Origin of the sequence: Butyrivibrio fibrisolvens, assembly GCF_023206215.1 — a bacterium.
GTDB lineage: Bacteria > Bacillota > Clostridia > Lachnospirales > Lachnospiraceae > Butyrivibrio > Butyrivibrio fibrisolvens_C.
In genome coordinates this window covers 1,544,522-1,561,212 of the sequence record NZ_CP065800.1, presented here as the reverse complement: position 1 = coordinate 1,561,212, position 16,691 = coordinate 1,544,522, and the positions used below count along the sequence as shown (strand labels likewise).

10 protein-coding genes are annotated in these 16,691 nt (G+C 38.6%); all 10 read right to left on the bottom strand.

The genetic code is table 11. The annotated features are described in order from the left end of the window. Positions 1–110: 110 nt before the first annotated feature. The 10 genes from I7804_RS06440 to I7804_RS06395 all read right to left on the bottom strand — a co-directional run bounded on the left by I7804_RS06440 (position 111) and on the right by I7804_RS06395 (position 16,677). Positions 111–1,760: a hypothetical protein gene (locus tag I7804_RS06440; RefSeq protein ID WP_248405532.1), complete on the bottom strand. Its 1,650-nt coding sequence runs from the start codon at positions 1,758–1,760 to the stop codon at positions 111–113. 100 nt (positions 1,761–1,860) lie between these two features. After that, complete coding sequence (locus I7804_RS06435) at positions 1,861–2,205, bottom strand: DUF1622 domain-containing protein (protein ID WP_051212995.1); 345 nt, start codon at positions 2,203–2,205, stop codon at positions 1,861–1,863. A gap of 92 nt (positions 2,206–2,297) precedes the next feature. Beyond that, positions 2,298–2,873: a hypothetical protein gene (locus I7804_RS06430; protein ID WP_248405531.1), complete on the bottom strand. Its 576-nt coding sequence runs from the start codon at positions 2,871–2,873 to the stop codon at positions 2,298–2,300. A 153-nt stretch (positions 2,874–3,026) separates the two neighbouring features. Beyond that, positions 3,027–4,454 carry a WG repeat-containing protein gene (locus I7804_RS06425; RefSeq protein WP_248405530.1) on the bottom strand — a complete coding sequence of 476 codons (1,428 nt, stop codon included), beginning with the start codon at positions 4,452–4,454 and terminating at the stop codon, positions 3,027–3,029. A 722-nt stretch (positions 4,455–5,176) separates the two neighbouring features. Further along, positions 5,177–6,121: a leucine-rich repeat domain-containing protein gene (locus I7804_RS06420; RefSeq protein WP_248405529.1), complete on the bottom strand. Its 945-nt coding sequence runs from the start codon at positions 6,119–6,121 to the stop codon at positions 5,177–5,179. A gap of 455 nt (positions 6,122–6,576) precedes the next feature. Next, positions 6,577–9,153, bottom strand: coding sequence for a glycoside hydrolase family 2 TIM barrel-domain containing protein (locus I7804_RS06415; RefSeq protein WP_248405528.1), 2,577 nt, complete (start codon positions 9,151–9,153; stop codon positions 6,577–6,579). A 412-nt stretch (positions 9,154–9,565) separates the two neighbouring features. Next, a complete protein-coding gene (locus tag I7804_RS06410) occupies positions 9,566–12,151 on the bottom strand; it encodes a TIM-barrel domain-containing protein (protein ID WP_248405527.1) in 2,586 nt (861 codons plus the stop codon). A 106-nt stretch (positions 12,152–12,257) separates the two neighbouring features. Beyond that, on the bottom strand, positions 12,258–14,030 hold the full coding sequence (locus I7804_RS06405) for an alpha amylase N-terminal ig-like domain-containing protein (protein ID WP_248405526.1): 1,773 nt from the start codon (positions 14,028–14,030) through the stop codon (positions 12,258–12,260). 23 nt (positions 14,031–14,053) lie between these two features. Further along, the gene (locus I7804_RS06400; RefSeq protein ID WP_092044097.1) at positions 14,054–15,316 is read right to left on the bottom strand and encodes a sugar ABC transporter permease; all 1,263 of its coding nucleotides are present in this window, start codon (positions 15,314–15,316) and stop codon (positions 14,054–14,056) included. Further along, positions 15,316–16,677 carry a carbohydrate ABC transporter permease gene (locus tag I7804_RS06395; RefSeq protein WP_248405524.1) on the bottom strand — a complete coding sequence of 454 codons (1,362 nt, stop codon included), beginning with the start codon at positions 16,675–16,677 and terminating at the stop codon, positions 15,316–15,318. The genes I7804_RS06400 and I7804_RS06395 overlap by 1 nt, the downstream gene beginning before the upstream one ends. Positions 16,678–16,691 lie beyond the last annotated feature (14 nt).

The following is a 16,691-nucleotide window of genomic DNA, read 5'->3' as shown; positions in this document are numbered from 1 at the left end:
CCCATTCTCCGATCCACCATAAAGGAATTTGTGATTATGAACGAAATCCTCCCAGCCTTCCTGACCAGGTGCTCCGCTCATATGATTTTGGACCACCGTGATCAATGCTTTCAAATCCCGTATTCCTTTTTCTTCTTATCTATAATTGCATTCACCTCATCCTCAGATGTAATCTGAATACCTTTTTCTGCACACTCGCTGCTGATCCTGGTCAGATATTCATCATCACCATCCTGTACTTTGGGTGAATAATATATTTCACCGTCTATGTCATACACGTACATTAGAACTTTTTCGCTGTCAAATGCCAGTTCACATCCATCCTGTATATACTGTTTAAATGACTCTGCACCTACTATGTTGCAGTCATAGATGTGATGAGTAATACCGTTTGCATCAATTACAAGGAGACTTTCCATCATATGATCTGCACCGGAACTCCCTTCAGTTCTTATGCATCCTTTTTCATCTACAAAAAGTGTACTTCTTGAACTGCTCTGGCCTACAAGCAGCATATACAGATGTCCATCGCTGTATTTGACTACAATATCAGTCTCGACAGGTTCAATCCCCTTATCAGATGATATAGCTATGCACATTTCCTTATCGCCGTCATTTCCGCAGTCAATACTCACACTCTTATTTGATGCTTCTCCGGAGTACTTATCACAGAGCTCCTGTAGTGTGTATTTATCACCATACACATATTCAAAATCCCCATTCACTACAGTCAGTTCATATGCACATCTTACGGATGTCTCATTTCTCATAAATGCATCATATGCTTCTTCTGCAGTTGCATAAACATTGTCAGCAGCTTCCGGGGATGCCGGATTAACAAAAATTCCCTCTCCATTCTGCTTTTTCTGCAGAAATGAACGCATTTTCTCATCATATCCGTTGTCTGCCTCTTTCAGGTATGCAATAACATCATCCACCGAATCTGCTTTTTGAAAAGAAACAGTTTCTTCTGTCATTTTCTGATAATGCTCAAATTCGTCACTGGTTATATTTTTATCATCCAGCTTATATTCAGATGTGCTCGTCTTATAATCGATCCTGTGAAGTACACTGCCGTATGTATTATGATAAGAACCTGTTCTGAAATATACCGTCTGCTCTATATCTTTATCCGGAACTATGTCATATACTGTATCACCATCAGAATTCACATAACTGTAATCTGTTATGAAACCTTCTGTACTAATGTTTTGGCATCCGCGATTAAAAACATTTTCAAAAACAGTACATACTTTGTCCTTCTCAGGCCAGTATCCTATTGCAGTAATATACCCTTTTCCGTCTCTGTCAGTCAGAATCAACAGTTCGTCTGTTCCATCACCTGTTATGTCCTGGCATGCATACTCCACCGTCCCTGAAAAGAGATCTTTTATACTGACATCCCTGGCATAGGAAAGCTCAGTTGTACCCTGAAGGCAGCTGATAATATGAGAATACGGCGACTCAGGATAATAATCTCCTGCCGGACTCTTCCACGGCTCGCCTGCTCCCTGCCTGTCTGATACAGATTCTGCATGCTGTGATTCTTCAGAACTGCTGTCTTTTGTACTATCATCAGCACTTGCATCTTTGGCAGCTTCATCATCTGCATCTTTTTCATTTGTGCTGATTTCTTCATCAGATTGGTCTAAATCCTTATTACCTAATTCCAGCTGACTAGAGCTGCATCCTGACAAAAGCATGGCAATAAGAAAACTTGAAATAAGGCGATTCTTTTTTCTATAGATTGAATTATTCATCGTTTCCCTCAACTTATTTTTTCATATACTGATATATTATCATTATCATTTTGATATATAAGCTATAAAGATCATTATGTTTACAGTAAAGTTTCAAGGACTATTTTTCATTCTGAGCGATCTCATTCTTCTCATTCTTGATCTCCCAGTGGATCAGGAATGTGAGTACGCCTCTAAGGAGTATGATCGCGCCAAGGATTCCAAGCTCAGACCACTCTCTTACGACAACAGTTCTAAGAACCTCTCCGCCAAGCTTGAATTCAAGAGCAAGAGCAATGCCCTGAGCAAGGTGGAGTCTTATGTTCTCATCTTTTTTGAGCCATTCTATGAAGCTCTTTATGGCTGTAAAGACAAGAATTATGACACCGAATAGCTCCATTATGATAGTGCACAGTTCTACAATATAGTATAGATAATTGTCAGCAACTTCTATAACTGTCCCCATAGGCCCTCCTTATTAAGAAAAGAATACTACTCATCCGGATACAGATTCTACTATGTCAATCCTATCACTCTTACCATAATGTTAAACTATAATCAAAGATAATCGTATATATTGATAGTTCCCGACTCTTCCTCCAGATCCATAAGAGGTACTACATCTACCATCCTTGTAAGTCCTGTTGACTTATTGACGTAAAAATATACAAATGATCCAGTATAGCTTCTGAATATAACAAGATACTCGGTATCTGTCTCTTCTCCCAAATAAACGTACATGATATCAGGATTGTCCTTAGCAATGCTCCAGTCATATTCCTTATGACAGTAATTGTCAACGCCTTGATATGCCATATCCTGAGTTATTGCAGTAGTGTCAGAAGGGACGGCATCTACAGAAGATGCCGTTGTATCTCCTGTAGATGCCGTACTTTCTATCTGGGCATCTGACTGATTGTTATCCTTATTGCTTTCTTCCTGCTTAGTGTCTTCTTGTGAGTTATTATCACTTGCAGTGCCAGTATCATCGTTATGAACTGATGCACCTTCATCTGATGCTGTATCAGCAGATACATTCATGCTTTCACCTTTTGAAGATATCTCACTCTTCTCACCGCATCCTGAAAGAACTACGCATAGAGCAAATGCCAGTATTAAATATTTCTTTTTCATTTTAAAACATATGTCTCCCTTTCTATATATCACTAATAATTGTAGCAAAGAAGGAAACGTTGCAAAAGAGATGAATAGTGTAAACACTATGCTCTGTGACCGCAATCCGTGAATTATGAATGCTGCTCGATTCTTCTAGATACTATCCAAATTTCATTCCTCAATTACTTGACCATCATAGCTTATAACAACATCTCCATCAGCAGAAAAATCATGTGTATACCAGGCAGTGCGTGTATCATCATCATACTCTTTTAAATACCAATCTTTTGTTCTATCCAATAAAAATACCCCATCATAATTAACAATGTTTAGATAACCCTTTCCTTTCAATGTCACATATATTAATTCTGCTTTTTTAGATATATCTATACGATATATTGATGGTTTTATTATAACTTCCCCTTTGTCATTGATTAGGCCATAAGCGCCATCTTTCTCTGAGTAAAAAGCTGCAACATTATTAATGAAATAAATGTCTTTATCATAATGTCCCAATCCCCAAACATTCTCCAAATTCATGACATTACCTTCATATACTGATTGCCCTTGCCACTCAACATAGAAATGATCATGACCATAGCTTGGATTTACATCTTTGTGAAATGTCCTAATACTAATCCACTTAAATACACGAAGAAAATCTTCGCTTTCCCATGCAACATCCAAAAAGTCATTTATTATAGTGGTTCTTGGCGCTCTTCTGTTCATTACTAAAGAAGATACATCTATTACTACATTTCCCTTGGTATCAATGAAATGTCCATCATAATCCCATGCAATTCCTGATTCATCAAAACAAGGAGCATTACTATACTGTGCCTGCGTAACATTACCAGATTGTTCATCGATAAATCCCCACCAGTATCTTGAAAACCCTGTCCAATCCGGCATCCTGTTCGTAATACAGAATCTGTCTATCCCATAATTATCCTCGACAAAATAATCCATTGCTGAATGTACTACTATTGATCCATCATCAGATACTAATTCATATTTGCCGGTAGCCTTGCTATATCTAAGACACAAAAAGCATACAGCTAGTATTCCAACTGCTCCCCAAATATAATACCGAGATTTATGGCTAACACTAACATTGCTCAGTTTTACTATTACAGCATTTTTCTTTATAAAAGGAATACTTCCTTCGGTCCTTTTGACGATGCTATTAGCCATCAAAAATCTGATGAGCAAAAGGATATACACTACATACATTATCCGGTTAGTTATTGAAACAAGCGCAACAAAAATCACAATACTTGAGTTAAGAATTGTCCACATCTTCTTAGCTGGTTCTGACTTGCATAATATGAGAAACAGGTAATAATCAAGATATGCTTTTAAACAAAACAGTAATAACAATATAGCAAATACCAGCCCCTTTGTTTCCACTGCCGTGACTGAAACAAATAGTTCTAAAGCATCCGCTATCATTATATATTTGATCACAGACGAAATAATTGCGTGATTTTCATTACCTTTGTGTTTTATCTGCAAGTACACATAATAGCAAACACCAATCTTAAAAGGATATAGCAATATATCTGCGCCAAATCCTAAGAATCCCATATAATAATTCATTATATGAATAAGCATATTTAATCCATTACATATGCAGTAAATCTTTATAGGTTTTACTAAAAGGTACTTGTATTTGTCTAAAAAATGACTCATTGTACTCTCTATTCTTTTTTAGTATCAATAATAATTGTAGCAAAGAAGAAAAAGTTGCAAAAAGCACTTTATTTAAACTAGCCAACTTTAATTCATCTGTCTTTTCTATAATATTATCTTTTATATATTTATCCACGTATGAATACACTCTTCTAATTTATAAGATTTTTAGGTTAACAGGCACTTACATTTTAGCCATAATTTCCCATTCTGTGTATTTCATATCCTAATGCAAAAAAATTATCACATATTAAAACCCATGTTCTATTTGGATATTTAAAAACTGCTCTGCGTGCTGATTCTGCACATCCCTGGTTAGTCGCAATTATCAATCATTATGTCTCCGGTTCTTCCCAACCATCTACACTTTAATTAAGAAGTCAGATGTAGCAGATGCATCCATATCATTTTTTGCCTGCGATAAAATCTCTAGGCTCCCCTTTAGCACAGAATTCCTTGACTCAGGAACAATTATTGCAGGCCTTGTCAGAAGCATTAGATATCTGATTGTATCTTTTATTACAGTTGGAGTGTACCATTATACATTCAGGATTCGCACACTTATTGCTTCAAAATAACTGAAAACAGGTTCTTGCGCAGAGTCATCCCCCAATAATGATTTGCTCATCTTATTCAATCTCAATATATTTATGACCATAAATTTCAGCCATTTTCTGTGCAGAAGAACCATATGGCGCTACTATAACACACTCAGTATCACATGGATCACCTGAAAACTCTATATCTTCATCTCCAAATTGTATAGTAATTGCAATATCTCTATTATTAAATGCAGCAAACTCTATAAAAGTGACTGTATCAGGAACATATACCGATTCTACATTTTTCCCTCTTATAAACACTCCACTAATTCTCTTTACTCCATCAGGTATGATTATGTCAGTTTCATCACCTTTATAGCATATAAGATTATTATCTCCTACGATTACAAAATCATCAGGATAGTTTTCTAACCACGGAGTGCGATAAAAAGCATTATATCCTATATAATTTACTTTATCGCCAATCACTACATCAGAAAGCGCTGTACATTCATAAAAAGCATATGGATTAATTGTTTCTACACTTTCAGGAACCAAAACTTCAGTCAATGAGCTACAATTTTGAAAAGCAGTTCCAATTATTTTTTCATTTCCGCCAAAAGTTACTTTTTCAATGTTTTTACACCCCCTAAATGCCCCATCACCTATTTCTATTATTGTGCTTGGAATACTGACGAATCGTAAACTTTGATTTAGTTCAAATCCACGAGCCATATTTTCTTCTTCCGGATACATGCATATATATTTTCTACTACACAGATCCACAACAGGGAAAAAGAGTATATGGGATGGAATATCTACATTTTCATCATTTCCCCAATAATAAAGAAGATGTACTTCTCCATGATCTATCACATAGCTATACTCAGAATAATAATCATGTATGTAAATTGACCCCCAAAAAGCTTTACTAAAGAATCCAATAACTGCTATTGCACATGCTATAATAATTGTACTAATAATATATATTTTTATTTCTTTAATTTTTTTTATCAACTTATACCTCTCCATGCATCCTCAAGAGTGTCATATGTCTCCTTTAAATTTACTTTTAATTAACTTTTTCTTATCTATCTGATAAATTCAGTTTTGGTTCCTAACTTTAATGTTGCCATTTTTGATGATCTCAAATATTGGAATAATATATGCATGTCTTATTTCTGATAAAACTGTCTTAAAAACAGTTAAGAACCCAGGAGCATAAGCACATTCACTATACAATGTAAAAAATTGCTTGTCACAACTTTTCGACGGATTGCACATTTCATCCGACGAATGACATCTTCATGAGACGAACGGTATTTTCATATAACAAATGACATCTTCATGAAGCGAATAACTCATAATAAAAACCTCCTTACCGGATATTATTCTTATCCAGTAAAGAGGTTACATATCATTGCGGCATCGCTTTTTATACCAATACGATATTTATTCTAATTATACTAATTATTCTAATAGGCCAATCACTCCAATGTGATCTTTATTTCTTTTTTCAAGAAGCCTTGTGATTCAATGGATAGGATTGCTTCGCCCTTTTCATATCCGCTTCTTAATACTGCCATTGCCATACCTTTATAGGTAGTAGTTATATTATCGGTATAGTTCTCTTCTGTCTTGGGATTGCCTGTTCCAAGACCGGAGAGTTTGGCCTTACCGGATATGGAAGCTGTTATGGAGACTTCAGCATCCGGTACTACTGCTCCGTCCTCGTCAACTATCTCTATGCCTATATATGATACGTCATGGCCGTCAGCTTTAAGGCTGGTCTTCTCAGGCACAAGTCTTATAGCGGCAGGGACCTTGGTTGTCTCAAGGGTATCCCTACTTATAACAACCCTTGTGACATCCTTATCTGTATTCTTATCTGTATTTATATCTGAATCATTGTTGTCATTATTACATGATCCTGATACTGCTTCAGCGCCTAGTTTATAGCTTATTGCTTCGACTACGCCTTCTTCGTATACCGTTTCGAATACTGCGCAGTTAGGGAATCTGTCATTTAGATCTGTTCTCTTAATTCCTATGGACTTGCCGTTTACAAGGACTTCTACTTCATCGGCAGATGAGAATACTACGATCTCGATATCTTTGCCTTCATATCCCTTATAATTCCAGTTCTTATCTACATAAGGGAAGCCCCACATGCTGCAGATCTCTTTTTTGCCAAAAGTATCAGGATGTTTGGAGTAGACATAGGTCTTGTCGCTATGCCATGCTATGCTCCTGTACTGACCCTGCGGAAGGAGTCTTCCTGTAATATCAAAGTCTGCATCATTAGCACATCTCCATGGATAAGGAGATGATGTATATGGCATGACTTCCCAAGGGTTCTTTGGAGCTTTAGGATCATTCTCGTCTACATACACAGCCTTGCCGATTCCGGCTTCGCCTATATAATCCCATGCTGTCCAGGTGAAGTCACCTATTACATATGGGTGCTCTTCTATAAATGGCCATCTGAATCCGATCTCTTTTGGGAAGTTCTCTGATCCTAAGATGACTCTGTCAGGGAAGAGCTCGTGGTCTTTCTCATACAGGCCTTCGAGGTAGTTGTAGCCTACTATATCAAGGCCATTGGTAAATGGCAGTGTGACATTCTCCCAAAGAAGGGACTCGCCTCTTGCTGATGCGTTCTGCTGATGGTTTTGACTACTTGCAAGTTCGTCGTCAAGGCCGCTCCACATAGAGCATACAGCGTTACATACAGGTCTTGATGGATCCAGGCTCTTAACCTTGGCTGCCAGCATAGATGCTACCTTATATCCATCTGAAAGGCCTCCTCTTTCAGGTATCTCGTTACCAGTTGACCACATGATAACTGCAGGGCTGTTCCTATCTCTTGTGACAAAAGATGTGAGGTCCTTCTCCCAATCAGCGTCAAAATACTGGCTGTAGTCTCCGCTTCTCTTGGCCATATTCCAGGCATCAAAGGCTTCGTCTAGAACGTACATTCCAAGTCTGTCGCAGGCTTCTATCAGGACCTTGGACGGCGGATTATGAGATGTTCTTATAGCATTAAAGCCAACTTCCTTGAGCTTTTGTATCTTCCTGACTTCCGTCTCAAACAAGGACGCCGTTCCAATCAGTCCGTTGTCATGGTGTAGGCACCCTCCTTTAAGCTTTATACTCTTTCCATTAATTCTAAGTCCTCTACGGCTATCTACAGATATAGTCCTTATTCCGAACAGTGTCACCGCCTTATCTACAGCGCCGTCTTCTTTAGGAATAAGGTGGGTTCTGTACTCTCCGGCGTCCTGAACTTTGGCAGTAACTGTATAAAGGTTTGGATGCTCTGCGTCCCAGAGTTTTGGATCATCTATGGCAAAAGAAAAGCTTGCAGGTTCAGAAGTTCCCTTGGCTACATAGATACTGCTCTTAACACTCTTAACAACTTCGCCGCTTTCTTCTGCAATCTCAAGAATCACGTCAACAATACTATTAGTATATGATGTATTCTCGATCATAACTTTAGCGTCTATAAGAGCGTAGTCTGCAGTAAGTACATCATCTGTGCATGTAACATCACCTATTTCTTTGGTATACATAAATATACCGTCATGTGCTACATGAATCCTGGGACTGTGACACAGCTCTACGCTTCTAAAAAGGCCTGTTCCTGTATACCATCTGGAGTTCTCATTCATGGTAGTATTAAGATTAACAGTAATCCTGTTGTACTCTCCAAATGTAACGCGGTCAGTCAAGTCTACATAAAAGGGTGCATAGCCGTAGTGATGAGCTGCAACTTTATATCCATTAATATCTACTGTAGCATTGGACATAGCACCGTCAAAATAAAGGCCTACACAGTCATCTTTCCACTTATCCGGTATCATTATCTTTTTGGTATAGTTTATAAGGCTTCCCTTATAATAGCCCATATCAAAACGTCCGGGCGCATCCTCAGATACATCACCTTCTATCATGGCATCATGAGGAAGATCAACAAGTATGCCCTTGCCATCCTCAGCTGTACTTGCCATATCCAGAAATCCCTTCCTATATTCCCATCCCTGATCAAGTAATACTCTCTCCATATAACCTCCCAGTCTGTATAATAGTCCAAATAATATTTAACATATAAAAATGATAGTTTTAGTAATAGCTTCTCATGTATTGTCAAGAAAGCTATATCCTAAAGCTATCACTATTATTTTTGAAATACAACATCATTTCTTATGTCATTTACAACAATTTTTGTGACCAAAACACTTGGGCAGGGTATCAGTGAAGCCTACATTATCAGTACTTCTTTTACCAGTATAATATCTCTTTCAGACTAATTATACCGCTTAATTCGTCTTTTTCGATTAAAAAATACAGTTTTTAGACTCGAAATCATCTTTAGTTAGTCTAAATCAGCAAAATATTATAGCATTTAGACTGATAATCACCTTTAATTGGTCTAATTTTCTGCGTTTATCATACCAACTTATGCTATGCAGTATATTACTTATCAGCATATATTTCTGTTATGGCATTCTTTAGGTTTTCAGAGATGTCTGCTTCTTTTAGCCAGTTTAAAAACTCATCATCTGACATGCTAATGAGCTTACCATTTACAAGATCCTTGGTCATGATCGGGATCCAGGCATATTCTAGTATGTCAAAGACTTTCTTCTTGTAGTCATTGGAGGCTCTATGAATACCTGATACTGTGACTACTGCGCCTTTTGATGTTGCGATGCTTCCGATGGTGATATTTAAGATCCTGCGGCTATTATCATAACTTACTGCTTCAGGGTTTAAAATACCATCATCTTCACTACCGGAAATTTTAGTGCAATCATTTATAGCATCACTGTCTTTGGTATTATTATTGACAGTATCATCATTGTCGATATCATTATTTTCAGTATCATTATCATCAGTAATATCGGATATACCTTTAATAACAATATTATCTATATCAGATACTTCTGCTCCATATATACTTATTTCATATTTTCTCTTATCTGGAATAAGTGACAGATCACCTCTTGCAGGAGCTATGGTGATATGAAGAGTATCTTGATCTACTGCTGTTTCAAATCTTGTCTTAACATAGCTGCCACTTAAATAGTTCATGGTGATGCCGTCATCTTCGTACATTTCGTAAGATCCGTTTTGACCAAATCCTATACAGAGCCTGATATCTGTTGGATTTACTACTCCATTAGTCTTATCATCAAGAGACATAGGAATTATGCCGCCTTCGCCAAGAAGAACAGGGATATCAGTAAGGCGTCTGTACATCTTCCTCATAATGCCGCCATTATAGATAGTGCCTGTGAAGATATCGTACCAGCGGCCGCTTGGAAGTACCATGTTCACAGTAGATAGCCTAAGTTCTCTATCCATAGGTCTTGTAATGGCACCGACTATGAGCTCATCGCCAAATCCGTATTCGCATGGGACATTGTAGGCTCTCTCATCATCAGGTAACAGGTAGTACATAGGTCTTACTATTGGCTTATCTTCTTCATATGCTCTGAAGCTTTCTGTATATAGATATGGAAGGAGTCTGTGACGAAGTCTTAAATAGTCTGTCATGACAGCGCGATAAGGCTCATCAATAGCCCAGGGTTCCTTGTTAAGGAAGGCGCTGCTACTGGAGTGAAGACGATTTATAGGAGAGAATACTCCGTACTGGATCCATCTTATAAGTCTCTCATCATCCTTGTCACCCATCATGTGGCCGCCGATATCATGACTCCAGTAGCCGTAACCTATATTACTTGAAGTGCTGGTAAAATAAGGCTGGAAGTCAAGACTCTTCCAGGTCATGACAGTATCTCCTGAAAATCCCACAGGATATCTGTGACTTCCCGGGCCTGCATACCTTGAAAAGATCATAGGCCTTATATTCCTGCCTTCCTGATCGTGATAGTGATAATGATTGAGTAGGAAAAGTGGATCTACGTCTCTTTCGTCTCTTCCTGTTCCCTGCTGCCAGTCTATCCACCAGAAGTCCACCCCGTCATCTTCATAAGGATGCATAACCTTTTCAAAATATGCATCTCTAAACTTCTTATCAGAAAAGTCAAACTCTACCGGCTTCTTTGAATCAGGATCTATGCCAACACTCTCTGCAACCTCCCTGTACATATCTTCAAAAGCTCTGATGCCATCTGCCGGATGAAGGTTAAGTGTTGTAGCAAGTCCCCTGTCATGGAGCATCTTTAGAAATCTCTTATGATCAGGGAAAAGATCCTTGTTCCAGCTATAACCTGTCCAGCCTGTCCCATACTTTGGATCAACTTCTGTAATATGCCAGTCCATATCGATGACAGCTACTGAGAGCGGTATCTCCATCTTCTTAAAATTATCAAGGACATCACTATAAGACTCTTCTGTATATCTATAGTACCTGCTCCACCAGTTACCAAGAGCATATCTTGGGATCATAGGAGTCTTGCCACAAAGCTTATAGAAATCCCTAAGGCCTCCATAGAAGTCCTTGCCGTATCCAAAGAAGTAAATATCTATTCCGCTGCCATCGCGATTAGCATATTCATAAGACGAAGGGCTATCACCTATTCCTGATACAACTACAGGGCTATCTGTGTCATTAAGAACCGCATAGCCGCGCTTTCCAAAGATACCTTCTTCAAGCCACAGACCGCCATCGCATCCGTCTAAAGTTCTGGCTGTTCCGAAGAGGTTCTCATCAGAGTTACCATAAGTGATACTGTAATGCCATACAGATCCTGTTTCTTTTAAAGTTATAGAAAGGCCCTGAGCACTGAAGTTCTTCTCATCATATCTTATGATCAGGTCGTCTGTTTCTATTTCTATGAACTTACTTAATATATTATTGGTATCTATTGTTTTGATCTGACTATTTTCTACCGGATCATTTTGGATCTGACTATTCTCTTTTTTACCAGTCTCTATCTGATCACTGAATCTTCTTAATTCATAAGAAACCTTATCAAAATCTCTATTTATAACAGTCTTGGTGATCCTGTCTTCAAAGATTCCTTGTTCGTTATATTCAAGTCTTATCAAGCGACCTGTTAGTATAGTAATTCTATATTTATTACCTATAATCATATACACCCTCTTAATTAGCAACATCCCTGACAAAAAGGTCCAATTATCATCCACGATTAACTACAAGCGCGCAAACTTAGAGACCAAGTTAGAAAGTGTTCCACTTTCAAATCCCCTTAACTTTAACTATATAAGAAGCACCTGCAGGAACCTCTATCTTAAGAACTCCGCCCTTGCACTTGCAAGACAGCATACTTTCAAACTCATCTACAGGCTTTTCAATGTCTGATGCACCTATAGTCCAGAGCGGAACTTCAATAGTCCTATCTTCATCTTCCATAGAGATAATGCCTATGTACATGTTATCTTCCATGAACCTTGCTATAGCAATTGTATACCCGTCTGCATATAAGACTTTCCTTCCGCCTTCAGAGAATGCGCTTTCAAAGCGCCTAAGTCTTGTAACAGTCTTATATACTTCCAGATGCTTTTTCCTATTTTCATTAAAATCATCCCAAGGCATTGGGAATCTGAAGCCACTGTCATGGTGAGTATAGCCGTCTATACCAAGCTCATCACCGTAGTAGATACATGGAATCCCTTCCCACAAGAGCTGGGATACTACTACGCTCTTCCATCTGTCAAAAGATATCTCATCGTAGTTATGAACTCTTGCGACATCGTGGCTGTCAAAAAGGTTCATCTGACTATCAGCGATAACCTGTGGAAGTGAGCTGTAGTGAGAATCAGTCCTACTAACAACATCCTGTGAAGTCATCTTGTACTTAACTTTATTAAAAGCTTCTGTTCGCATAAGGAACAGATCCGGGAGTCCTGCAAACTGCCTTACTATACGACCAAAGCCAAAATAGTTCATAGGTGTGTTCCAGAGATCTCCCTGAAGATATTCGTTACAGTCAGCCCAGTGCTCGCCTATTATGATGGCATCTTTTTTGACTTTCCTTATCTCATCACATACTTCGCGCCAGACCTCATCAGATAGCTGGACGTCATCATTTCTTGCAAGAACATCCGCAACGTCGAATCTCCAGCCGTCTATGTTATAGGGAGGTTTGAGCCATTTTTTTAACACAGAATCATCATCCTTGTAGATGATATTCCTAAGTTCCTCGTTCCTGTAATCAAGAACCGGAAGCTCTGAATAGCCTGCCCATCCCATCAGTGTGCCGTCTTCTTTTTTGAAATAATAGGGCTTACCCTCTTTGACCCAGTGGTGACCAAGTCCTGTATGATTTATGGATATGTCAAGGACGAGTTTTATACCACTTTCATGGAGAGCCTTGGACAGATCTGCAAGAGCCTCGTCTCCTCCAAAATGCTCGTCTACGTGAAAATAGTCTATGCAGTCATACTTGTGATTGGTATTGGCTGAAAAAACAGGATTAAGATATACAGCAGTAACTCCAAGATCTTTAAGATAGGGAATCTTACTGATAATACCCTTAAGATCTCCTCCGAAGAACTCTTCCTTACCTGTCCAGGTGTAGTCTTTGGCATCAGGATTACAGAATCTTTCGGGGAAAATCTGGTAGAAGACTGCACCCTTGATCCAGTCAGGCTGAGGGTAGTCTGCAAGAAGCACAAAGTCGTGCCTATAATCAGGCACATAAGTCGTGATACCCTGCTGATTGTAGAAATAGAAATTGTCTTTGGTTGTTATTGCAAAAATGTAGCTTACTCTTGGCTCATTGACTGTGATCACAGCTTCATAATAAGAAAGGCCGCCTTTAGTAAACACCTTGTCCATAGGGATGTATCTTTCAGCGCCATTGACCATCTGTCTTATCATTACATCTACTACAGGAGCACTTTCTAACATCCTAAGTCTTATTCTTACTTTCTCATGCAGACGCGGAAGAGGATCTGAGACAAATCCCCTTGTACCGTCGCTATAAATACTATCTAAAAATTTATCCATATACTTTACCTAAAATTTATTAACTAACCCTTAACAGAACCAGAAAGACCCTCAACATAGAATCTCTGGAGCCAAACAAATAGTATTACGATAGGTACTGCTACTACAACAGCGCCTGCGGCAAACTGTGTATAGTAGGTATCGATACGTCTAAAGTCTGTCAGCCAGTAAAGACCTACTGCTACTGTGTAAGAGCTCTGCTTGTCACCAAAGAGCATACTTGGGAAGATGTAATCCGACCACGCTCCAAGGAAGTTGCCAAGGACTGTATATACGATGATGGACTTGGAAAGTGGAAGTGTTACATGTGTGAATATCTGAAATCTTGACGCTCCGTCTATGATAGCAGCTTCATCAATAGCCTTAGGGATCGTGTCAAAAAATCCTTTGCTGACATGATATCCCATTGCAGCACCTGCAGCGCCTACAATGATAAGTGCCATAAGAGACTGGTTAAGGCCAAGTCCCTTTAAGATGTTGTAAACAGCTATAAGTGACATGAATCCGGGGAACATTCCGATTATCATCAGGATGTTCATGAACTTTTTTCTTCCTCCAAATCTTGTACGACTTAGAATGAAAGATGTCATAAGTACGATAAGTGTATTGATCACGCAGCTGCAGATAGCAACTATCATAGTGTTAACCCACCATCTTCCAAAAGGAAGGACACTTTCATTACTAAAGAGGTTAATGAAGTTCTGGAGCGTAAGCTTATGTGGGAAGAAGTATCCTACATAATAGCCCTGCTCTGCTCTAAGAGCAGTAAGTATGATCCACAAAATAGGAAACATCCATATAGTTCCAAGTATTGTAAGAACTATATAACCTGTATTGGTCTGTGTAGTCTTCATGATAAATACAAGACCTGCATATGCAGCTATAAGGCCTATCCAGAAACCTATTCCTAAATACTTGTTCATAAAAGATGTCTGAAGATGCGCTGCTTCTAAGATCATCTTGGATGAAAAAATAAGGAAGGTCCAAAAAACTGTACTTAACGCCTGAACACACTGCCATATCTTCATGGTCTTAACTGAAGTTTTAAAAAGGTTAATAAGACCAAATACAAAAGATATAACTGTAAGAATAATTGTAAGGTATACAAAAAATGTGATCTTCGAGCTTTCAGATGCAGCTAACAGCTTAAAGGCTGTTCCTATAAGTGAAGATCTCATCCCATCTCTTGATACATAAGGAAGGAAAAGGCTTATAAAGCCAAATATCACTGCTGCCAAGGCTTTATAGAAGTGCCTTAGGTTAAGTCCTATTACTATTTTTTTCATTACTGGAAGCCCTCCTCATTCTTAATTGCGTTAGATCTTGAGAAAGAGATAAGTGTAAAGGTTGCGGATATAACAAATATGATGATACCGATAGTAGCTGCAAGGTTATAGTCGTTACTATCTTTGGTCAGCTTGTAAAGCCATGTTACAAGAAGGTCTGTCTTGCCTGCGCCCTTGTAATAATCAAGTGTGTGCGGCTCTCCTGCTGTAAGGAAGTAGATTACGTTAAAGTTGTTAAAGTTACCTATAAGGTTAGAAATAAGGTACGGAGTTGTAACAAACCACATATAAGGGAATGTTATCTTCCTAAACATGGTAAAAGGGCTTGCACCGTCAATCTTGGCACTTTCGTAAAGCTCTCCCGGAATATTCATAAGGATACCGCTTACCATGAGCATGGTTACAGGTACACCGATCCAGAAGTTAACTATTACAACTGATGCCCTGGCCCACATGGTATTACTCAGAAATGGAAGGGCTGAAGAGGCAAATCCCCACTGCTGCAAAAGAACATTAAAAATGCCCCTTTCACCAAGCATAGTCGCAACTACTCGAAGTGAGATAAATGCAGGTATAGCCATGGTAAAGACAAAAATAGTCCTCCAGAACTTTTTGAACTTAATACCTTTTGAATTAATGATCATGGCAAGTATCATTCCGCCAAAGTAGCAGGAAAATGTTGCCAGAAATCCCCATACTAAAGTCCATCCAAGAACAGGCCAGAAGGTTCCTGAAAGTCTGTCACCTGCTGAAAGAAGCGTTTTAAAGTTTGTAAATCCTACCCAGTCAAAGAGATTGCCCGGAGGCTGATGCTCTGAGTCATAGTTGGTGAATGCCATAAGTATCATGTATAAAAGAGGCATTACCGTAAATATAGAAAGTCCTGCAACCGGTATACCCAGGAACAGAAAACGAATATTCTCATTTGCAAGGCTGGCTACATCCTGAATGAAATTATTGACATGCTTGCCTGCCATATGATTTTTTCTGGCATTTTCACCTGAATAGATAGAAAAAAGCCATACTGCTATAAAAGCAGCGCTGACAACTACAGCCATAACGCCGTAGAGAAGTATCAGCATAGAGTTATCTCCCTGCTGCATCTCATAGATTCCGAGGCTTTCGTTAAATGCCATCCCCTGAGTATTCTCACCCAGTGTAGAAAGGTCATATAACAGGGAGCCTCCCTTTAAAAACATAAAAAAGATATAGGAAACTTCTAAAAGGAAGAACAATAAACCTTTGATTATCTGACCGTGACGGATATTGGCAAGTCCGCAAAAAACATAGGAGAGCTTTGAAAAGATGTCTCCTTTGGTAAAAATAGTTATGAAGTTTCTATCCTTGTACTCATTGTTCATAATGTATATGCTCC